General features: G+C 46.9%; 21 protein-coding genes, 1 tRNA gene and 1 pseudogene. 14 read left to right on the top strand and 9 right to left on the bottom strand.

Annotated features, from left to right (window positions below; translation table 11 throughout):
• Nucleotides 1–90 precede the first annotated feature (90 nt).
• Entirely contained in the window at nt 91–393 is a 303-nt protein-coding gene (locus tag J07HQW2_RS08865; protein WP_048075582.1) for a DUF424 family protein, read from the bottom strand.
• Nucleotides 394–548: 155 nt separating this feature from the next.
• The gene (locus J07HQW2_RS08860; RefSeq protein ID WP_021055118.1) at nt 549–1,289 is read right to left on the bottom strand and encodes a tetratricopeptide repeat protein; all 741 of its coding nucleotides are present in this window, start codon (nt 1,287–1,289) and stop codon (nt 549–551) included.
• A gap of 312 nt (nt 1,290–1,601) precedes the next feature.
• Between J07HQW2_RS08860 and J07HQW2_RS08855 the strand changes: the two genes are divergently transcribed.
• The 12 genes and pseudogenes from J07HQW2_RS08855 (at nt 1,602) to J07HQW2_RS08800 (ending at nt 11,056) form a co-directional block, all read left to right on the top strand.
• Complete coding sequence (locus J07HQW2_RS08855) at nt 1,602–1,754, top strand: 50S ribosomal protein L39e (RefSeq protein ID WP_011572618.1); 153 nt, start codon at nt 1,602–1,604, stop codon at nt 1,752–1,754.
• Between the two features lie 2 nt (nt 1,755–1,756).
• Complete coding sequence (locus tag J07HQW2_RS08850; protein ID WP_021055117.1) at nt 1,757–2,035, top strand: 50S ribosomal protein L31e; 279 nt, start codon at nt 1,757–1,759, stop codon at nt 2,033–2,035.
• A gap of 1 nt (nt 2,036) precedes the next feature.
• Complete coding sequence (locus tag J07HQW2_RS08845; protein WP_021055116.1) at nt 2,037–2,717, top strand: translation initiation factor IF-6; 681 nt, start codon at nt 2,037–2,039, stop codon at nt 2,715–2,717.
• Nucleotides 2,718–3,050: 333 nt separating this feature from the next.
• Nucleotides 3,051–3,278, top strand: a complete 228-nt coding sequence (rpl18a, locus tag J07HQW2_RS08840; protein WP_021055115.1) for a 50S ribosomal protein L18Ae — start codon at nt 3,051–3,053, stop codon at nt 3,276–3,278.
• A gap of 2 nt (nt 3,279–3,280) precedes the next feature.
• Nucleotides 3,281–3,745: a prefoldin subunit alpha gene (gene pfdA, locus J07HQW2_RS08835; protein ID WP_021055114.1), complete on the top strand. Its 465-nt coding sequence runs from the start codon at nt 3,281–3,283 to the stop codon at nt 3,743–3,745.
• 31 nt (nt 3,746–3,776) lie between these two features.
• Nucleotides 3,777–5,031 (top strand): annotated as a pseudogene (gene ftsY / locus J07HQW2_RS08830) (signal recognition particle-docking protein FtsY).
• 204 nt (nt 5,032–5,235) lie between these two features.
• Nucleotides 5,236–6,642, top strand: coding sequence for a signal recognition particle protein Srp54 (locus tag J07HQW2_RS08825; protein ID WP_021055112.1), 1,407 nt, complete (start codon nt 5,236–5,238; stop codon nt 6,640–6,642).
• An 89-nt stretch (nt 6,643–6,731) separates the two neighbouring features.
• Nucleotides 6,732–7,313, top strand: a complete 582-nt coding sequence (locus J07HQW2_RS08820) for a magnesium transporter (RefSeq protein WP_021055111.1) — start codon at nt 6,732–6,734, stop codon at nt 7,311–7,313.
• The gene (locus tag J07HQW2_RS08815; protein ID WP_021055110.1) at nt 7,314–7,871 is read left to right on the top strand and encodes a magnesium transporter; all 558 of its coding nucleotides are present in this window, start codon (nt 7,314–7,316) and stop codon (nt 7,869–7,871) included.
• 109 nt (nt 7,872–7,980) lie between these two features.
• Nucleotides 7,981–8,053, top strand: a tRNA-Pro gene (locus J07HQW2_RS08810).
• 468 nt (nt 8,054–8,521) lie between these two features.
• A complete protein-coding gene (gene rdfA, locus J07HQW2_RS08805; RefSeq protein WP_021055109.1) occupies nt 8,522–9,214 on the top strand; it encodes a rod-determining factor RdfA in 693 nt (230 codons plus the stop codon).
• Nucleotides 9,215–9,580: 366 nt separating this feature from the next.
• On the top strand, nt 9,581–11,056 hold the full coding sequence (locus J07HQW2_RS08800; protein ID WP_048075213.1) for a sulfatase: 1,476 nt from the start codon (nt 9,581–9,583) through the stop codon (nt 11,054–11,056).
• A gap of 124 nt (nt 11,057–11,180) precedes the next feature.
• Here the strand turns inward: J07HQW2_RS08800 and J07HQW2_RS08795 are convergent, their stop codons facing one another.
• Entirely contained in the window at nt 11,181–12,479 is a 1,299-nt protein-coding gene (locus J07HQW2_RS08795) for an adenosylhomocysteinase (protein ID WP_048075581.1), read from the bottom strand.
• A gap of 398 nt (nt 12,480–12,877) precedes the next feature.
• Nucleotides 12,878–14,221, bottom strand: a complete 1,344-nt coding sequence (locus J07HQW2_RS08790) for an amidohydrolase (RefSeq protein ID WP_021055105.1) — start codon at nt 14,219–14,221, stop codon at nt 12,878–12,880.
• A gap of 205 nt (nt 14,222–14,426) precedes the next feature.
• On the opposite strand from J07HQW2_RS08790, the gene hisG reads away from it, so the two are divergent.
• Entirely contained in the window at nt 14,427–15,272 is an 846-nt protein-coding gene (gene hisG, locus J07HQW2_RS08785) for an ATP phosphoribosyltransferase (RefSeq protein WP_021055104.1), read from the top strand.
• Nucleotides 15,273–15,484: 212 nt separating this feature from the next.
• Here the strand turns inward: hisG and J07HQW2_RS08780 are convergent, their stop codons facing one another.
• The 4 genes from J07HQW2_RS08780 to J07HQW2_RS08765 all read right to left on the bottom strand — a co-directional run bounded on the left by J07HQW2_RS08780 (nt 15,485) and on the right by J07HQW2_RS08765 (nt 18,384).
• Nucleotides 15,485–15,895 (bottom strand): DUF7473 family protein, encoded by a 411-nt coding sequence (locus J07HQW2_RS08780; protein WP_303704036.1) that lies wholly within the window; start codon nt 15,893–15,895, stop codon nt 15,485–15,487.
• Between the two features lie 276 nt (nt 15,896–16,171).
• Nucleotides 16,172–16,732, bottom strand: a complete 561-nt coding sequence (locus J07HQW2_RS08775) for a TATA-box-binding protein (protein WP_021055101.1) — start codon at nt 16,730–16,732, stop codon at nt 16,172–16,174.
• A gap of 231 nt (nt 16,733–16,963) precedes the next feature.
• Nucleotides 16,964–17,353: a hypothetical protein gene (locus tag J07HQW2_RS08770; protein WP_021055100.1), complete on the bottom strand. Its 390-nt coding sequence runs from the start codon at nt 17,351–17,353 to the stop codon at nt 16,964–16,966.
• Nucleotides 17,350–18,384, bottom strand: coding sequence for a transcription initiation factor IIB (locus tag J07HQW2_RS08765; protein ID WP_021055099.1), 1,035 nt, complete (start codon nt 18,382–18,384; stop codon nt 17,350–17,352). Before J07HQW2_RS08765 ends, J07HQW2_RS08770 begins: the two co-directional genes overlap by 4 nt.
• A gap of 138 nt (nt 18,385–18,522) precedes the next feature.
• Between J07HQW2_RS08765 and J07HQW2_RS08760 the strand changes: the two genes are divergently transcribed.
• Entirely contained in the window at nt 18,523–19,593 is a 1,071-nt protein-coding gene (locus J07HQW2_RS08760) for an RNA methyltransferase (protein WP_021055098.1), read from the top strand.
• A gap of 16 nt (nt 19,594–19,609) precedes the next feature.
• Here the strand turns inward: J07HQW2_RS08760 and J07HQW2_RS08755 are convergent, their stop codons facing one another.
• Nucleotides 19,610–20,236 carry a protein sorting system archaetidylserine decarboxylase gene (locus tag J07HQW2_RS08755; RefSeq protein WP_048075212.1) on the bottom strand — a complete coding sequence of 209 codons (627 nt, stop codon included), beginning with the start codon at nt 20,234–20,236 and terminating at the stop codon, nt 19,610–19,612.
• Between the last annotated feature and the right edge of the window lie 7 nt (nt 20,237–20,243).

The raw sequence follows: 20,243 nt of genomic DNA, 5'->3' as shown, positions 1-20,243 counted from the left end.
TACGTCTCTGACATCTCGTCGAATAGAGTCTAATGGTAATTAATGACATAATTATATGAGTATTAGTAGCCAAATCAGTTGATTAAACTCTCACATCCACACTAACTGTGCATGTAGGGTTTCATCAATCCGTAACACTCGATCCTCATCGACGATTCCAGCCTCAACTGCGGTTGTCACCGCATGCTTACCAACAATATTTGCCACACTAGCTCGCGTGAGAGACTTTATTGCTGTTTTCTCATCGACCTCCTCAGCTTCACTCCCCCCATAAAATGATTCCGTCACATCGAGTGATACATCACCATCAACATATGTCTCTCCAAGACAGTGACTGTCACAGACGGCGACAAGCAACCCTTCCGGTGTCTGTCGTTCTCGGAGTATGAGGATCTCATCATCATCCGTCTCAGCACGATCATCACTGTCATCATCAACACCAGTTGGTGTCGGCACAGCAGTAGAATCAGATTCAGACTCGGGTGCAGAGGTAAAGGAATCTCCGGATTCAGACACTATATCATCATCACTGCCCCGTTCTGACTCTGTCACTGGTCTTCAAGAAGTTCCTGTTCACGTTCACGTCGTAGTTCTTCTGCTTGTGTCTGTGTCTGCTCTGCTTCCTCATCTCGACCAAGCTCATCAAGTGCTCGTGCTTTCTCCTCAAGCACATCAGCAGTCTGCATCCCGAGCCGAATTGCATTATCAAATGCTGATACAGCTTCCTCATTGAGACCACGCTCATGCAGGAAAAAACCACGATTATACCAGGCTTGTGGAAAGCGTGGATCGATTTTTACAGCTCGCTCAGCATGTTGAAGTGCTGATTCGGTCTCGCCAGCTTCCCATAGCGCATATGCAAGATTTGTCTCCGCAGAAGCAGCATGTTCTGAATCATCGTCAATTCGAAGTGCCTCTTTGTATGCACCAATTGCCTCATCCCATTCTTCGAGTTGTCCATGGGCAGCACCTTTATTCACCCACGCTTCCTGAGCGGCAAGCGATTCCTCAGGGGCAAAGCGTGCTGCTCGCTCAAATGTTTCTGTTGCCTCCTCAAACCGGTTAATCTGCATGTATGAGAGCCCAACATCAACAAGCTGTTCAACATCAACTTGATCAGATGCGATATTTCGCTTATCAAGCTCATCGGTAATTACTCGCGTATCAATTGGGTCAACTGCCGTCGGGTCGGCGTTCAACTCTGGTGGATCAAGGGTAAATTCCTCATACTCCTCATTGAACCCCTGTCCCGATGAGAACTCATGATCGGCAGGTTCGTTATCTGTCATACACATATTATTCGTCCGGGACGGTTAATAGTTACCAGATTCATATTGTCGAAACCCACACGACACAGCTTGTGAGTTCACAAAAACTAGTATACGCTAATCAACGACAACCGATGACTATGTCATCTTCATACCCTATGAGAATAATCCAATTTTTATTTGAAATCTCATTATTGTAGTTCATAAATACCTAGCTGGTAGTTAAACCACCCTTGTTGAAAAATTACATACTCCAGAAGAGTAGCTATCAATCATACTACTGTGTCGCGAAGGAACAACACTTTATGCAGTCCGAAATTATAGTCTGGCACTATGGGAAAGAAATCGAAAGCAAAAAAGAAGCGACTCGGCAAACTTGAAAAACAGAATTCTCGTGTTCCTGCATGGGTCATGCTTAAGACTAACATGGAAGTAACGCGAAACCCAAAGCGTCGTAACTGGCGGCGAAGCGATACTGACGAATAACGATGAGTACCAGCGACTTTGAAGAGCGTGTGGTAACGGTTCCGCTTCGAGATGTTTCCTCAGTACCAACTCATGAACGAGCTGGTCGTGCAATGACATTGATTCGTGAACATCTCGCACAGCACTTCCGCGTTGACGAATCTGATGTTCGACTTGATCCATCGCTTAACGAGACGGTCTGGGCACGTGGAAGCCAGAACCCACCAAGCAAACTTCGGGTTCGTGCGGCTCGATTCGACGAAGACGGCGAGTCTACCGTCGAAGCGGAGCCGGCTGAATAACGTGCTTCGTGCCTCCTTCGCCGGATCGCCGTACGTTGGTGTCTTCGCTCGTGCGACCGACGATATCCTTCTTATCCGTTCTGATGTAGACGATGATACCGCCGATGCGATGGCAACTGAACTCGATATCCCAGCTATTGCGACGACAATCGGCGGCTCTGGGACTGTTGGGGCACTCGCGACCGGAAATGAAAATGGAATCCTCGTCACAAGTAACGTAACCACCCGTGAAAAGGAGGCTATTGAAGCAACGGCTTCCGTTTCAGTCACCGAGCTACCCGGTCGGATTAATGCTGCTGGCAATGTCGTTCTTGCGAATGATTATGGTGCATATGTGCACCCTGACCTCTCCACAGAGGCTGTTGAAACCGTTGAATCTGCACTTGAGGTTCCAGTCGCTCGTGGTGAGCTCGCGAATGTACGCACTGTAGGAACCGCTGCAGTAGCGACAAATCGTGGTGTTCTGTGCCATCCGAAAGCGCGTGAGCCTGAATTGGAAGCAATTGAAGATCACCTAGATGTCCGCGCTGATATTGGAACCGTTAATTATGGCGCACCACTAGTCGGGTCTGGTATTGTTGCCGGGCAAACCGAGTATGTTGTTGGTGAGGATACGACTGGTCCTGAGTTAACTCGAATTGAAGATACACTTGGATATCTTGAGTCAGTTACTAATAATTAATATAGTAGCACGGATATAACTGCGATTACCAGCCAGTAATAACGCGACTTTTCTATTTAGTTTGGACGTACCCGTCAGACCCGATCTATATACACTCCTAAACTCCGAACGACGTGAAAATCCCACACCCGATCATCTGAAATGATCGCTACAGATGATTACTGCAAAAAATCAGTTAATAACATATCTCATGAATACACTCAGATTTATTCTTCTTAACTTGTTTGAGAAATACTGAGATTTACCTGAAAATACATGTCCGACAAAATTGTACGCAGTGTGAAGAAACCCGAAAGTAGGAAGATACTTCCGGCTCGCTAAGGTACCATATATATGGTTCAATTCGCGGTGAGCGGTCAGTTCCGGAGCCGAGACGGATTCAATGAATTCACAACAGATGTCGAGGCCCCGAACAAGAACGTCGCTCGCGAGCGGGTATATGCGAACATTGGGAGTCAACATGGTCTCAAGCGAACACGGATTGAGATTGATTCAGTACGTTCGCCATCAGATGACGCAGATACAACTGCGAATATAGACGAATCTGAGGTGGCCGGATAATGATGGGTGGTGGTGGTCAGCAACAACAGTTACAACAGCTTTCTGAGGAGCTTCAAGCAATTGATGAAGAAATCGATGAACTCCGCGAAGAGGTCAATAATCTTCAGTCTGAGCAAACCTCAATTGATGAGGCTATGGATGCGATTCAAACATTAGAGTCAGGAGGGACTGTCCAGGTCCCACTTGGCGGTGACGCATACGTTCGCGCAGAAATTCAGGATGCTGATGAAATAATCGTTGGACTTGGTGCCGACTTTGCTGCTGAGCAATCTGCTGATAACGCTGTGAAGTCGTTATCTACAAAACAGGATGCACTCGATGATCGAATTGAGTCGCTTCGTGATGATATCGACGAACTTGAGACTGAGAGTAGTCAACTTGAGCAACAAGCTCAACAAATGCAACAACAGATGCAGCAGCAGCAGATGCAGCAACAGCAGATGCAACAACCAGACGATAGCGAATAAGACGCTGCTTGCGTAGTCAGATATCTCACTAATGTTTGATGGACTGAAAAACAAACTCGATCAGTTTCGGGACGACGTTGAGGAAAAAACGGCCGCTGATGAAGACACCGACACCGACACGGCCGGACGCGGACGCGGACGCGGTAACCGTCGAACAGCCCAATAAATCAGTATCAGCTGAATCTTCTGAAACAGTCACAGATACGAATAAACAGATAGTAAATGGTAATAGTGGTAATAATGATGTTGCTACCGCTGAGACTGCGACTGATACGGATGTGAACGCAGACACTGACACTGACACTGATGACACCGATACCGACTCGTCCTCACTTGCCTCACAAGAGGCTGCGGCAGTACTTGATGAGACAGCACAGTCAGATAATGAACCTGGTCGACTCAAGCGCGCCGCTGCGTTTGCCACCGGAAAAATTGTTATTGAGGAAGACGATCTCGAGGGTCCATTATGGCAACTTGAGATGGCACTTCTTGAAAGTGATGTTGAAATGCAAGTTGCAGAAGAGATTCTTGATACTATCCAAACAAAAATGCTTGGTGAGACGCGTGCACAAGTCAATACAACTGCTGCACTCGTCGAAGAAGCACTCTCGGATGCATTGTATGAAGTGATTAGCGTTGGACAGTATGACTTTGAATCACGTGTTGAGAACGCTGATTCACCGGTTACAATTGTCTTTACTGGTGTCAATGGGGTTGGGAAAACAACGAGCATTGCGAAACTAGTTCAATATCTCGAGTCTCGCGGACTCTCAGTCGTGATGGCTAACGGCGATACATACCGGGCTGGAGCGAACGAACAGATCCGTGAGCACGCGGAGAGACTTGATACAAAGATTATTGCTCATGAGCAGGGGGGTGATCCTGCAGCGGTACTTTATGATGCTGTTGAGTACGCCGAGGCGAATGATATTGATGTTGTGTTAGGTGACACCGCTGGTCGACTTCATACGTCAAATGACCTGATGGCACAATTGGAGAAAATCGATCGAGTCGTTGATCCTGATATGACTCTATTTGTGGATGAAGCCGTTGCTGGACAGGATGCTGTCGAACGAGCAAAGCAATTCAATGAAGCTGCTGAAATTGATGGTGCAATATTGACAAAGGCAGACGCCGACTCAAATGGTGGTGCAGCAATTTCGATTGCATATGTCACCGGAAAGCCGATTTTATTCTTAGGAGTTGGGCAAGAATACGATGATATTGAACGATTCAATCCAGACTCGATGGTTAATCAGCTGCTTGGTGAAACGGTATCTGACTGACATTATTTAGGATAATCAACATTTTTTGACGACCAGACTACCCAAACCAGTCTTAACTTATTTAATCTATCAATCGGCTATTTATAATGTTAGGCCGACGGTTGAATGAGCGTATCCAACGGACTCAGGTACGTTCAAAGCCTAATCCCCGAGCCGTTGACTGACAGACAAGGCTTTAGACGTCTAGTGACCTATTGGTGACAAATGGTACTCGATAATCTTGGGAGTTCCCTTCGTGGCAGCCTTGATAAGCTCCAAGGGAAGTCCCGCCTCGACGAGGATGACGTCGAGGAAATTGTCAAAGAGATTCAGCGGTCGCTGTTGTCTGCAGATGTTGAGGTAAGTCTCGTGATGGAACTTTCCTCATCAATCGAAGATCGCGCAACCGGCGAAGAGCCGCCAGCAGGGACCTCCGCGCGTGATCATGTTCTCCGGATCGTGTATGAAGAACTTGTAGAGCTTGTTGGCGATTCGACAGACCTCCCACTTGAGTCACAAACAATTCTCCTTGCGGGACTACAGGGATCCGGAAAAACTACTTCGGCAGCAAAAATGGCCTGGTGGTTCTCCACGAAAGGTCTTCGCCCAGCCGTGATTCAAACGGATACATTCCGTCCTGGTGCATACGATCAGGCAGAGCAGATGTGTGAGCGTGCAGAAGTATCATTTTATGGCGACCCAGACAGCGATGACCCAGTTAAGATTGCTCGCGAAGGTATCGAAGCCACTGCTGATGCGGATATTCATATTGTTGATACAGCTGGTCGCCATGCGCTCGAGGCAGATCTGATTGATGAAATTGAAGCAATTGATTCCACAGTCGCTCCGGATCGATCATTGCTTGTTCTTGATGCGGCGATTGGACAGGGAGCTAAACAGCAAGCCCGTGAGTTTAATGATGCAATTGGCATTGATGGTGTTGTCGTCACGAAACTCGACGGAACCGCAAAAGGAGGAGGCGCCCTCACTGCAGTTAATGAAACCGATTCATCAATTGCGTTCTTAGGGACTGGCGAGACGGTCCAAGATGTCGAACGATTTGAACCGAATGGATTTATCTCACGGCTCCTTGGAATGGGGGATCTCAAACAGCTCTCAGAGCGTGTTGAGCGTGCAATGGCTGAAACACAGGAAGCCGATGATGACTGGGATCCTGAGGATATCATGGAGGGGTCATTCACTCTTAAAGATATGCGTAAACAGATGGAAGCCATGGACCGCATGGGTCCCCTTGACCAGGTGATGGATATGATTCCTGGACTTGGTGGTGGACTCAAAGATCAGCTTCCTGATGACGCAATGGATGTGACACAAAATCGGATGCGAGATTTTGATGTGATCATGGACTCGATGACTGAAACAGAACTTGAGGACCCACGAAGTGTCGGTGCATCTCGTGTCCGCCGCATTGCTCGTGGGTCTGGAACTGACGAGGAAACTGTTCGTGAGTTACTACAACAACACAAGATGATGGAACGGACAATTAAACAGTTCCAGGGCATGGGTGAAGGTGATATGCAGCGTATGATGAAGAAGATGCAACAAGGTGGTGGCGGCATGGGCGGTCTTGGTGGGGGTGGAGGCGGTGGCGGTCTCGGACCTTTCGGATAGATCTCACCGATTTTTTGATTACTTTTGCGTAAGAGGATTGTCACAATAGTGACGCATCTCTTTTTATTCTTGCTATCATCGCCACAGACGTGACTGTTCGTGACGCCGCACGCGAAGCATATCGCGAAGCCATTCCAGCCCTTCTCGCGAGTCTTGTTGGTGGTCTTCTTGCAGGCGTCGTTCTTGGTGGTATGCGCTCTGAACTTCGCGCAGTCCCTGGATTATTAGTTCTTGTTCCAGCACTGTTAGCCACGCGAGGGAACGTCTACGGGTCACTCGGTGCTCGGATTTCAACCGGACTTCATCAAGGATTAATTGAGCCTCGACTCCGTGGTATAGATACTCGCCTCACCGCGGCGGCGACGGCGGCTCTTATGAACGGTCTCGCAACATCAGTGTTCGCTGCGATTGCTGTTTTCATCATACTTAGCATACTCAAAACATCTGTTGCGTCAATGCTGACATTGATCGCAATTGCACTTCTTGCTGGGCTCCTTTCTGGTAGTGTGCTCGTTATCACCGTTGTTACAGCCGTGATTATTGGATACCGTCGTGGATATAATCCCGATGCATTGGTCGGACCACTTGTGACAACTATTGGTGATGTCTTTGGTATGTTATTTTTACTTGCCGCTGTCCGCCTTGTCTCGGCTGCTGGAGGTGTCGGGTAGGTGCCGACTGCATGGACAGTTCGGGCAATCACTCGTGCAATGTTTCCAATATTAGTATTATTGACATTGGTTGAAGTTGGTAGCGGACTTGTGCTTGGTAGATTTGAAGCGCAACTACTTCGATACCCGACACTTCTTACACTCGTTCCAGTGACGATTGGGACTGCTGGAAATATCGGTAGTATTCTTGCCGCTCGCCTTTCGACTGCCTTTCATCTTGGAACGCTTTCATTCGATATCAAAGATGACACACTTACCGGAAATGCAATTGCCACAATTGGACTTTCGGTGTCTATTTTCCCAATCGTTGGTGTCGGCGCCTGGGGACTCACCGCACTTACTGGGATGACACGTCTCACGCCATGGCGCGTTGTCACTATTGCACTTCTCGCTGGTGTTTGTCTTGCTGTGCTTGCAACGTTCGTTACAATCATCACAACATACCTCGCGTATCGCCTGGAGCTTGACCCGGATGATGTTGTCCTCCCTGCTGTTACAAACATTTGCGACGTTCTCGGCGTTATTGTGTTGTTTTTTGTCGTCCAAATTTCACTTTAGCTAATAGTCGATAACTCCTACACAGTGTCAGAGTGAATCTATGAGTTTATGTGCAATACAATCGATAAACGAAATTCTTTAGTCGTAGTTAGCTAAATATTATATTGTCGGGATCGTGGGTTAGCCTGGTATACTCCGGGCCTTGGGTGCCCGTGACCCCGGTTCGAATCCGGGCGATCCCATCTTATTTTCGCTCGATTAGGAGTTATCCGCTAATAATATGCACTTTATTATACTCATTTTAAATCGTTTACTGCTTCTTTATTCGTCGTAAAAGTCCTAATCAGGTACCCAATGAATGACTGTAGTTTATTGACGCCTAAATCTGCCCGAAGACACGAACCATTAGTGTAACAACCACTCTTTCTTTGGATCCGATGTACTCTTGCAACTGAGCCTACACCAATGACTATAGTCTGAGTAACACAGATAGCAATACGACGAATGAAACATGAATATTGTTTCAATTATGAACGACAATTGCTGAATTTTGTTGAAGTTGTTACTCACGAATACATAGTTTGATGATGAAAAAGCATTTTCAGAAGATTAGCCCGATGACGCATACGGTAAAATGTGGCGCAGTATTTCAGCCAATGTAAACAGCCGCGAAGTCTATACATGAGTGGGCACATATTATCAGTAAAGAAATGAGTACGGAATCTTCCTATTCGCGCCGTGGGGGAAAAGGACCCAAAATAGAACGGGTCGCGAATCGATATAATCTTTCAAATCTCGGCGATGAAGTTGTTGATCGATGGCTTGGAGAGAATGGATACGAACAAGAGAGTCTTCGGGACCTTGCTGACCGCGTCAATAGACGTATTATCGATGCTGCGGTCAATAATTCAACAAATTTACTTGATGGCGAAGCAGCGAATATCTATCGGCTCCTGACTGCTGATGATGATGATGTGACATCCGGAATGCGGACTGAGGCTAGACAGAGTCTCAGACATGACGGTGTCAATGTTGAGCAGCTTGAATCTGATCTCATCACATATCAGTCCGTATATAATTATTGTAAGGACCATCGAGGCGTCTCACAATCATCTAGCAAGCAACATAGCAGTCCAGAATCAAGCCTCTCGTATACACGAAAGCTCGCTGGACGACTTCAAGCGATTATGGAGCAGAATCTAACGCGATGGATCAAAAATGAGATTCTCAGTGGTGGGTCATATGAAGTAGATATTGAAATTTGGATTACCTGTCAACGCTGTGGAGAGCGTCGTTCACCAGAGAGACTTATTGATGTAGGTGGGTGCCAGTGCACACATGAACCTGACCAGCAAGATGAAGAAAACTCAATCAATATCGAAGAAGATCATCTCAAAAACTAATTGCTTGATTCATTGAGGCTTGTCATGAACGCCTTCCAATACAAACACATAACATGCCTTTTGTGACAGTATACTGAAATCTTAGTCGTTGCTCCGGCGGGTTACCAACGCAAAATGTCAGCTTAAGTTTCATTACAGATGTTTAAAAAAGATTCTCAACCGTTTCTACGGCTATTGAGGGTACTGTATTCATCCGGTCATGTTCATCATACATATAGGCTGCAGAGCTCATGTAATGATGATCAGAATAACTAGATTATAGCCACACATAGATTTCGACCGATGGTTCTATTTTGCGGTCTCAATATAGTAGATATAGATGCTATCGCTCTGGAAGATCTGGCGCTTCAATCCAACGACGTAGCCATGAATATGGATACATCGGTCTCAAATGTCATTCTCATTACTGTTGACTCATTACGAGCTGACGCGATTGGTCCGTATAATAATAATCAACAAACTCCAGTATTAGATGAGATTGCCGCCACCGGAACTACGTTTGAGCACGCATTTGCAACAGGAAACTGGACACCATTCTCATTTCCATCACTTCTTGCTTCGCGTCCAGTCTTTGCTGATACAGGAGAGATCGGCGTCACGGCGGTTCCAACGCTTGCACAAACACTTACTGATGCTGGTATTGCTACTGGTGGGTTCAATGCCGCTAATGGATTTCTCACCGAGCACTGGGGCTATGATGCCGGTTTTAATACATTTGATTCATTCGTTGCATCGGTTGGATCAAATATCTATAGCCGATATCTCGCAACACATCCAACAATCGAAGCGTGGCTCCAGCTCGCTGGAGCCCCTTTCCGAAGGATTCAGTCCGCTGTCACCGGTGGCTCACATGACCGCCCATTTTTTGATGCTTCTCGACTGTTCGATGTCGAGCGCGCTGCACAGTCATTCATTACTGAGACCGATGCACCATTCTTCTTATGGATACACTATATGGATACTCACACACCGTACGTTCCTGCTCCACGATATATTCGAGAGGTATCTAATGGGCTCGTTGGCACTCATCGTATGCTACTTGCACATACCCAAACTGGGCTTGGTCGCGAAGTTGGTGAGCGGACTCTCAAGGATCTTCGAACACTCTATCATGCGGCTGTTCGACAAGTTGATGCTAGCATCGGTCGAATTCGTGAGACTCTTAAAACGGCAAACCACGCCGATGAGACTGCGCTTATTATCGCTGGTGACCACGGCGAAGAATTTCAAGAACATGGACACCTCGCACACTATCCCAAACTGTATGATGAGCTGATTCAGACTCCTCTGCTCATTCATCTCCCTGACTCTCTCTCAGTTCAACAACGTCGCCGGGTGAGGAATCAAGTCGGACTTGATGATATTCCTCCGACGATTACATCGTTATTTAGTGTTGATTCAATGTCTTCATGGACTGGCTCATCACTACTCCCGACTACCGTTGATAATGATAGTTCACCCACCGATCCCGTGGTCTCTATTGCGGTTCGTGGGGAAACAGTCACTACACAGCCTATTCCAAGACGAATCGAAGACGGTGAATTGCTTGTTAGTGTCCGCGATCATACGTGGACATACATCGAACATGTGGATACTGAAGAAATAGAGCTATACAATCGTTCTGCGGACCCGACACAACAAATTGATTTGAGTGTTGACCCAACGGCATTACAGCAACGAGTCATTGATCAATTTGCAGCGGTTGCTGCTGAACACGTCGTCACACTTCGAGAAGCGGTCACAAATACCAATGAGACGGTAAGAGGCAGCAATAATAACGGCGACACTGTTGGAGAGAATAGTGCAGTCGAAGCGCGGCTGTCAGCACTTGGGTATAAGTAAACACTCATGATGCGATATTCTACTTCATCGGATACTTATCCGATTATATAGAAATTAAAACAGAACAGAACAGAACAGAACAGAACATGAAGGCAATAATCATACCACAATTCCGAAATTAGCTCTATGTTCCGTGGCTCCAGCTGTCGAGATACTCTGATTGTGTTTGGGTTAGTGAATCAATGTCGACTCCCTCAGCTTTGAGTTTAATCTCTGCAACCTCACGGTCGAGTCCATCTGGGACATTGTGGACACCAGGACCGTATGCTGATTCATTCTCGATAAGTTCACGAACACAAACTGCTTGAATACCAAATGACTGGTCCATCACCTCAGCAGGGTGTCCAAGTGCAATTGGTGCTGCAAGGTTGACCAATCGCCCTTCTGCAAGAACGTTGAGACGACGCCCATCAGTTAGTTCGTATGCTTGCACACCGTCACGAGCTTCGTATGTGTCAACTGCGAGTTCTGAAAGCTCTTCAATATTAATCTCAACATCAAAATGACCGGCGTTTGCTAGGATAGCACCATCATTCATCATTTCGAAGTCTGCTCGTGTGATTACATCGCGATTTCCAGTCGTCGTGACAAACACATCACCACGGGCGGCTGCCTCATTCATTGGCATCACTTCATACCCCTCCATGTGTGCTTCCAATGCCCGACGGGGTTCAACCTCGGTCACAATCACATTCGCGTTCTGCCCAGCAGCCTTCTCTGCAACGCCCTTTCCACAATAGCCATAGCCAGCAACGACGACGTTCTTTCCAGCATACGAGAGATTCGTCGTCATTGCAATCGTTGCAAGTGCTGATTCGCCAGTCCCGTGAACGTTATCAAACAGTCGTTTCATCGGGGTATCATTGACCGCAAATACAGGATATTGGAGCTCATTATCTTCATCCATCGCTCGCAATCGATGCACTCCAGTCGTTGTTTCCTCTGCACCTCCGATGATCGTGTCGAGGAGATCTGGATAGTCTTCATGAATTGCATATACCATATCCATCCCATCATCGATGGTAATTGTCGGTTCATGCGTAACAACCGCCTCAATTGCATCATAATATGCTTCTTCATCGACACCACGCTTTGCATATGAGGTGACGTTTTCATTCGAGTCCAACGCGGCACTCACATCATCATGTGTTGATAATGGATTGCAGCCAGTAATTGCCACCTCAGCCCCACCTAGTGCAAGCAGTTCGACAAGATTTGCCGTTTTTGCTTCAACATGCATCGCCATTCCAATCGTCTCGCCATCAAGTGGCTTTGTCTCAGCAAATCGCTCCCGCAATTCCTGGAGAATAGGCATATGCTGAAGTGTCCACTCCATTTTCCGACGTCCCTCTGTTCGTGTACTCTCAACGTCGATATCAGTATCAGCGTCAAGTTGTGCACTCAGAGGGGAGTACGCGCTCATATTATATATGTAGGTGAGAATGGTCAAAACGCTACCGACTGAGAGTTGTGACATTTTATTTTATGCTCAATATCGACGCACGAACTACCTCGCTAACTCACAAAGTTTCAGTAAAATGCATCTCAGCTGACTACAGACGTAAGTCGTTGATCAGCAGAGATACGCTAAGACTCACCGCCACTCATGAGTAGTATGAGAAAACACAGTGTGTAATCTATCAATATAATTACTACAAAATGAGTCTCTTAGCAATTGTATTTGACCTGATAGCGATTCATTGCATTTCGAGTGTTTGTATCAAGCCGGAATCAGCGAGCCTCAAGTAATCATCACAGATTCGAGTATCATTACTGTCAAATCATTTTTTATCAAACAATCCCGCCTCGCTAATAGAGATATCAATTCATTCGTTCGATAAGCGACTCCGCCCGTGTTTCTGCTGTCTCGACGACTGCCTCGACATCAATCGTCTGTACTTCGCGATTGCGCATCAACACAGTCCCATCACAGATGGTGTGTTTGACATCACTCCCGCGGGCGGCGTATGCGAGATGACTAATGATGTTATGTGTTGGTGTAAGATGTGGAGAGTCCAGGTCAACGGCAATAAGATCAGCAGCGGCCCCTTCTTCGACCCGCCCGCCAGGGAGTCCGAGTGCATCTGCGCCACCTGCTGTTGCCATATGAATCGCTTGTGCGGCTGGAACTGCAGCAGCATCATCAGCTCCAATCTTCCCAAGCATCGCAGCATCGCGAAGTTCATCAAACATATCAAGATCGTTATTTGAAGCGGCACCGTCTGTTCCGAGTCCAACCGTCACTCCGGCATCAAGTAACGCTGGGATCGGTGCGATTCCAGATGCGAGTTTCATATTTGATGCTGGACAGTGAATGATAGATGCCCCTGTCTCTGCAAGTCGACTAATTTCATCCGTATCAACATGAACACCGTGAGCAAGGAAATCTGATGCAGAAAGCATTCCAAGTGTTGCAGCATATACAAGTGGTCGCTGACCATGATTCGTTACGATTGGATCCACCTCGGAGCGGGTCTCATTCGCATGATAATGAACCGGAATATCGTCATTCCGTGTCTCACTGACCGCATCCTGGAGATACTCCTCACCAACTGTAGTCAATGAGTGTGGCATGAACGCAGTGTGAACTCGACCATCAGCAGCCCCATCATATTTTCGTGCCACCTGAAGCCCCTTATTTAGATCATTACGGGCAGCCTCATCGTCTTTCCCAGTGGTTACGATACCATGACCGACTCGAGCACGTAGACCAGCACCCGCAATGGCTGCAACGACCTCTGACACATGAAAATACATGTCGGCGAAGGCTGTCGTTCCCGACTGAATCATCTCGACTATTGCAAGCTCTGTCCCAGCCCGAACATCTGCAGACGTGATTTCAGCCTCTGCCGGCCAGATGTCTTCGCGTAACCACGCTTCGAGTGGTTTGTCGTCGGCAAACCCTCGAAGTAATGTCATCGCAGCATGTGTGTGTGCATTAACTAATCCAGGCATTACGACACACCCTGCTGCATCAAGTGTTTGAACTGCCTGCTCACCGTCATTGCCATTATTATCTGTCCGCTCTGTCGGTACCAAGTCTGTCCCAATATCTGTAATCTTCCCAGTTGTACCGTTAATGCGTATATCAGCCTCAATAACGTCGGGGTCCTGTCCCAATTGGAGTACATATCCTCCAGTAATAATGAGTACTTCAGTCGTCATGAATGATGATTATACCAGCCACACTATCAGTCCCCGGGCATTGAGACGATCGATTCAGTGGCTTATTATCACAATGTATCACATGTGACAAATCTGATTTATTTCAGGACTGATTCCATTTCGGTCCGCGTTTAGTCTACCCTGGATGTGAGTTGCAGATAATGAGAACGAAAGTTCTAGGTTTCAGGCTCGTGAGCGTCTAATTATGCGCATTGCCGTCCCAAATAAGGGTCGTCTGCATGATCCCAGTGTCACTTTGCTTGAACGGGCTGGACTCCATCTTGAGGGAGCAGCAGAAAGAAAGCTCTATGCCGATACTGTTGATCCTGACGTTCAGTTGCTCTTTGCCCGTGCTGCAGACATTCCACAGTATGTCCGCGATGGGGCTGCCGCGGTCGGTATCACTGGTCGTGATCAGGTCATCGAGTCCGGATGTAATCTTACTGAACTTGTTGATCTTGAGTTTGGTCGATGTCAACTCGTATTAGCTGCTCCTGAGGACGGAACATTGAGTAGCCCTGCAGACGTTGCGGGTGGCAGCGTTGCTACAGAATTCCCTCGAGTAACACGTCAGTATTTGAAGAATAACGCAATTGACGCTGAGATTGTTGAAGTAACAGGAGCGACTGAGTTGACCCCACATGTTGAGATGGCGGACGCTATCGTCGATATCACCTCGACAGGAACGACACTCCGCATGAATAGACTCAGCGTTATCGATGAGGTGCTCGAGTCCTCAGTACGACTTTATGCAAATCCAGAACGTGTTGATGATTCAAAAGTCAAGCAGTTGGTTACGGCATTTAATTCAGTGCTCACTGCTGAAGGAAAGCGATATCTGATGATGAATGCCCCACAGGATCGACTTGATGCAGTTCGTGAGGTTATCCCTGGACTCGGGGGGCCGACAATCATGGATGTTGCCGGTGAGGATACTGTTGCGGTTCATGTCGTGGTGGATGAACGCGATGTGTTTGAGATTGTGAGTGAACTCAAAGCTGTCGGCGCATCAGGCATCCTTGTCACTGAAATCGAACGATTGGTTGAGTGATCCCGAAGTAATGAGATATCTCTGGGCGTCGTGTCACACTGATATATATACAATTTCGTCACCCGGCTGACGATCGTGACCATTGAGCGCCCAATGACAAGCTATGGGAGAAAATCAATCCGTCTGTGTACTATTGTTCTATCCCTGGAAAATATAAATTGTGCTGAATCTCTAGTTGGCTTGAACTATTTATGTAATATCCTGTAAGAAGATCAACCTGGGAAGCTTCCAATAAGTGCCAAAACAGCGTAAAGAACTGCAGCAAGGATGATACTAACTACGAAATGAATGAACGTAATGTATGCACTCATCGAGCTTGACTGCTCATAGAGCGTTCGGATAACTGCCCAGTCAAGAATGACGGCGACCGCAAGCCCAATGAATGAATTGAGATTAAATGTCGTCACCAGAATAGCAACGAGTGCCGGGACAGCTCCAATAATGAATGCATTTCTGATCGGTACGTCTCCAAGAACGTTTCGTGCGGCGATATGCCCGGTAACAGTGAGAAACAGCGCAAACGATGCGACCGTGCCGGCGATTCGGAGTGGGCTAGTGGTTACCTGCAGAGTGGAAATTAGATACGCTGCACAGACATCTAGTTGAACAGGTGCTATCATCATCTCCCATATAATCGCGATTGATTGGGAATATAGGCGAATAATTGATATGAATATTGTCTGTTCGAATAGAAACGAGATAACTAATATGAGATTCATTGATACTGACTAAGATAATATATAGAGTTCGATTTTTGCTGGGATATGAGAACGCGTGCAGTGAACCGTGGTAACGGTGACACTGGTAATAAAATAGAAACAAACTGCTATCAAAAAAGTATTGAATATAATAAATTCGATATCACAGCCCACCAGCAAGTAACTCAGGGAGTATCTTGACTACCCAAACAGACCAAGATCGTTTAATCGAGAAAGAATAACGTCAACAGCCTCACGCGCGTCATCGGGCTGCTTACCACCCGTGATTACAAGCTTCCCTGATCCAAACAATAATGCAACGACAGCTGGGTCATCAAGTCGATATACAAGTCCCGGAAACTGTTCTGGTTCGTATTCAATATTCTCCAACCCAAGCCCAATAGCGATTGCATTGAGATTAAGATCTTCGCCAAGATCCGCAGACGTTACAATATTTTGCACAGTAATATCTGGGTCATCGGAGACGGGGATCCGAAGATCACGAAGTTCATCAAATACAATATGAAGGCTTTCGCGAACATCAGTAGTTGACTGTGCACCGGTACAGACAATTTTTCCAGATCGAAAAATAAGCGCAGCAGACTTCGGTTGTTGTGTTCGATAGACTAATCCGGGAAACTGCTCCGGATCATAATCAGCCCCCTCAAGATCCATTGCCACACTTTGAAGATCAAGTTCTTGCCCGATCCCCGTCGAGGCAACGACATTTTCAACATTGATTGTGTCTTTCGGATCACTCATAACTGATTTAAAAATCGTATTTAATGACTAAAAAGATTGGTGAGATACCCATCCCTTATCGCAGAAATTTCAATTAGTAGCCATTATGATTGCATACGTATTCATCTCTAGCGTGTGACTTTGAGGTAGATGAGGACACTACTCATAAACTGATGTTTTATGAAAGATATAAAAGTAAAACGGCGCCGTTCAGGTTGAGGGGATGTCAACAGGTATCATTTAATTTGGACCTCAACCTTCTGACGAATGAAACATTGATCCAGTTGGCAAATACTGCTCAACAGCCGAAGAGATAGCTGCTGGAGGAGATGGCATCGTAGCTACATTTGATGAGTGGAGAACATGATCATCGATCCGCAATGCGAGTAGTTGGATTTCTCCCTCGATATTACCAAAGTGATACACATACCGGCGACTTGAGTCATCGACCGCTAACACAACCACTGCAGATGTGGTTTCTTCAGCTAATACATCAACAGTGGTTAATATTCGTACCTTTCCGGCTGGGCTGACGCAATGTGAATGACACGTCGGGCATTCGCCTGAATGATGTTGACGACCCAGATACTGATATGATTCCCCACAGTCATAACATTGGATCCTCTCTGGAGCAGCACTCACGGACTGGTCACCCCCTCTGAGGCTTCGAGTATCTCTCGGTATCGATTTCGTATCGTTACTTCACTCACATCAGCTGCTTTAGATATCTCAGACTGTGTTAATTTGGCATCACAAAGTTGACCTGCTGCATATAGGGCGCTTGCAGCAATTCCAACTGGGTGTTTTCCACTGTGGACACCTTTACTCGTTGCCTGTTGGATAAGCGCACGAGCGCGTCGCTTAGTCTCATCGTCACACCCAACTGCAGATGCAAATCGACCAATATACTCGATTGGATTAGTCGGTGGAATCTGTATATCTAGCTCTCGTATAATATATCGATATGTCCGTTTTATTTCAAGCGTTGGGACCCGACTAACTGTGGCGACTTCATCAATACTCCGGGCAACCCCATCCATTCGTGAGCTGGCATACAAAACTGCTGTTGCAACAGCTTCTATTGACCGACCGGGTAATAGATCAGCTTTGAGCGCTTGGCGATAAATCATGCTCGCGGTCTCACGTGTTGTCTGGTGAATACCCAACGCTGAAGCCATTCGATCAATCTCACCAAGGGCATGCTTCAGATTCCGATCCTTCGAACCCTGTGTTCGAATCCGCTCATTCCACGTCCGTAGTCGCTTGAGTTTGCGTCGTTTCTCTGCGGAAACTGACTGTCCATGTGCATCCTTATTTTGCCATCCGATATTTGTCGATAATCCTTTATCATGCATCAGCGTCGTTGTTGGCGACCCGACGCGTGCTTTTTTATCCCGTTCGTTAGCATCGAATGCCCGCCACTCGGGTCCCCGGTCAATTTCATCTTCAGTAATAATAAGTCCACACGCTGAGCAAATCGTCTTAGAACCATCGGCACTTGCGACGGTGTCACCATCACATTCTGGACACCTAATCCGGTCACCACTTATGTATTCATTCGCTGATTCAGGTTCTACTTTATTATCGTCCCTTTGGATAGATTTTGCTTCATCAACATCACTGCTTGTATCGGATTTTGTCTCATCGGTGAATGTTGTGTTATTTATATGCATTTGAATATCTTCGCTCAAAAGCAAGTTTTGAAACTACTAAAATTTTCTGTAATAGTAAAAAGTAACGTATTATGGTTACATGGCATCGCTGTACGTCTTGGACAGAACGATAATGACGTCTGATACATACAGGAAAGTATGTACTATCTCGAACTCGCCGGAGAAGCGAGTGATGAGACTCTCGGTATTGCTGAGGCTGAGTATGCAGCCGCCTCAGCGGTTACCCGCGTAGCCCCTGGACTTGCCACAGCCCGTGAGATCCGATATGACCGCATCCAAACACTTGCATATACGCACCATGTCTCCACTCTCATCGGACAGACTGATGCAACAAAAAAAAGTGCCGTTGAGCTACTCCAATCGACATCTGTTGAGTATGAACATAATGATGACAGAGCCACCGAATCGATAAACGGCTCTAAGATGGCTTCCACGAGCGGTCAACCTACACCGACGGTTGCTGTTCGAGCACAAAACGTCCGGTCAACAGCTGATATCAGCACTGCTTCAGTTGAACGTGCACTTGGTGATGTGCTTGTCAGCAATGGGTGTGATATCGATCTTGAGGAGCCAGTATATGAACTCCGGGCTTGCTTTGCTGATGATATCTGTCTTCTTGGCTGGGCAATCAACAGTGTCAGCACTGCGTTTGGTTCGCGTGCTCCGACAGATCGTCCGTTTTTCCAGCCAGGAAGCATGGCACCACGGGATGCTCGCGCGTATGTTAACTTGGCTGCCGGTCCAACACTCCCGGATGCAACGGTGCTTGACCCGATGGTAGGAACAGGTGGAACACTCATTGAGGCCGGGTTAATTGGAGCGACTGTCATTGGATCTGATGCACAATCAAAAATGGCAGTTGGTGCAGCACAGAATCTTGATCAGTATCTTTCGACACAAGCATGGAATATATTCAAATCAGATGCAACCGAACTCCCACTTCTGAACGACACCGTTGATGCCGTTATCTTTGATGTACCATATGGTCGTCAGTCAAAGATCGCCGCAGATAGACTCACTGACCTCGTCACTGGTGCACTCACAGAAGCAATTCGAATTGCCCCTCGATGTGTTATCATTGCTGATCGCTCATACGATGATATCGCGAGCAAGGTGGGATGGACGGTCACAGCCGAATTTGAGCAACGCGTTCATCGATCACTAACCCGACACATCCATGCGCTCAGACGTGCCGGCGCCGAGAAATAATAGCTGAAACTAAGATTCATTTCTGTCGTGCAACGATTGATTCACCTGCACGCAGTTTATCACCATCTCCAATAAGAAGATCATCAATAGTGTATTTTGGTGGGAGCAACACATCAACGCGTGACCCGAAATCAATGTGTCCAATTCGCTGTGCACGCTTGATAGGCGTTCCAGTATCAACATATGGATGAATCCGCCGTGCAACAGCACCGGCAATAAGTGATATCTCGGCGGGTCCATCTGAGGTAGTAACTGCAATGTCAACACGTTCATTTCTCGGTGAATCTTTCATAAACGCTGGGCGGTGAGCCCCTTCTCGATGAGTACATTGTGTTACCTCTCCAGCAATCGGTGCGCGTGCGACATGAACATCAGTTACATTTAGAAAAATACCAATTCGAATCTGCTCACCCTCTTCACGAATAACGGTCACACGACCCTCAGCAGGAGACACAATACCTGGACCGGATGGCTGTCGGGAAGGATCACGGAAAAACCACAAGATAGCACCACCAACCAGTAATGCGAACGCACCAACGGGCGGGGCAACTCCAGCGACTATACCCGCAAATATGAACACCGGAACAGCATACCGACGAACACCAGGAGCGAATTGATTTGAGATTGCTGAAAGTATCAACACGATAATA

The sequence above is a fragment of the Haloquadratum walsbyi J07HQW2 genome, assembly GCF_000415985.1.
Taxonomy (GTDB): Archaea; Halobacteriota; Halobacteria; order Halobacteriales; family Haloferacaceae; genus Haloquadratum; species Haloquadratum walsbyi_B.
Note: the sequence above shows the minus strand (reverse complement) of the source record. Positions and strands in the feature narration are given on the sequence as shown.

Coding starts and splice junctions, on each gene's coding strand:
- J07HQW2_RS08860 (WP_021055118.1), bottom strand. CDS start 1,289: ATGACAGATAACGAACCTGCCGATCATGAGTTCTCATCGGGACAGGGG.
- J07HQW2_RS08855 (WP_011572618.1), top strand. CDS start 1,602: ATGGGAAAGAAATCGAAAGCAAAAAAGAAGCGACTCGGCAAACTTGAA.
- J07HQW2_RS08850 (WP_021055117.1), top strand. CDS start 1,757: ATGAGTACCAGCGACTTTGAAGAGCGTGTGGTAACGGTTCCGCTTCGA.
- rpl18a (WP_021055115.1), top strand. CDS start 3,051: ATGGTTCAATTCGCGGTGAGCGGTCAGTTCCGGAGCCGAGACGGATTC.
- pfdA (WP_021055114.1), top strand. CDS start 3,281: ATGGGTGGTGGTGGTCAGCAACAACAGTTACAACAGCTTTCTGAGGAG.
- J07HQW2_RS08825 (WP_021055112.1), top strand. CDS start 5,236: ATGGTACTCGATAATCTTGGGAGTTCCCTTCGTGGCAGCCTTGATAAG.
- rdfA (WP_021055109.1), top strand. CDS start 8,522: ATGAGTACGGAATCTTCCTATTCGCGCCGTGGGGGAAAAGGACCCAAA.
- J07HQW2_RS08800 (WP_048075213.1), top strand. CDS start 9,581: ATGAATATGGATACATCGGTCTCAAATGTCATTCTCATTACTGTTGAC.
- J07HQW2_RS08795 (WP_048075581.1), bottom strand. CDS start 12,479: ATGAGCGCGTACTCCCCTCTGAGTGCACAACTTGACGCTGATACTGAT.
- J07HQW2_RS08790 (WP_021055105.1), bottom strand. CDS start 14,221: ATGACGACTGAAGTACTCATTATTACTGGAGGATATGTACTCCAATTG.
- hisG (WP_021055104.1), top strand. CDS start 14,427: ATGCGCATTGCCGTCCCAAATAAGGGTCGTCTGCATGATCCCAGTGTC.
- J07HQW2_RS08780 (WP_303704036.1), bottom strand. CDS start 15,895: ATGATGATAGCACCTGTTCAACTAGATGTCTGTGCAGCGTATCTAATT.
- J07HQW2_RS08775 (WP_021055101.1), bottom strand. CDS start 16,732: ATGAGTGATCCGAAAGACACAATCAATGTTGAAAATGTCGTTGCCTCG.
- J07HQW2_RS08765 (WP_021055099.1), bottom strand. CDS start 18,384: ATGCATATAAATAACACAACATTCACCGATGAGACAAAATCCGATACA.
- J07HQW2_RS08760 (WP_021055098.1), top strand. CDS start 18,523: ATGTACTATCTCGAACTCGCCGGAGAAGCGAGTGATGAGACTCTCGGT.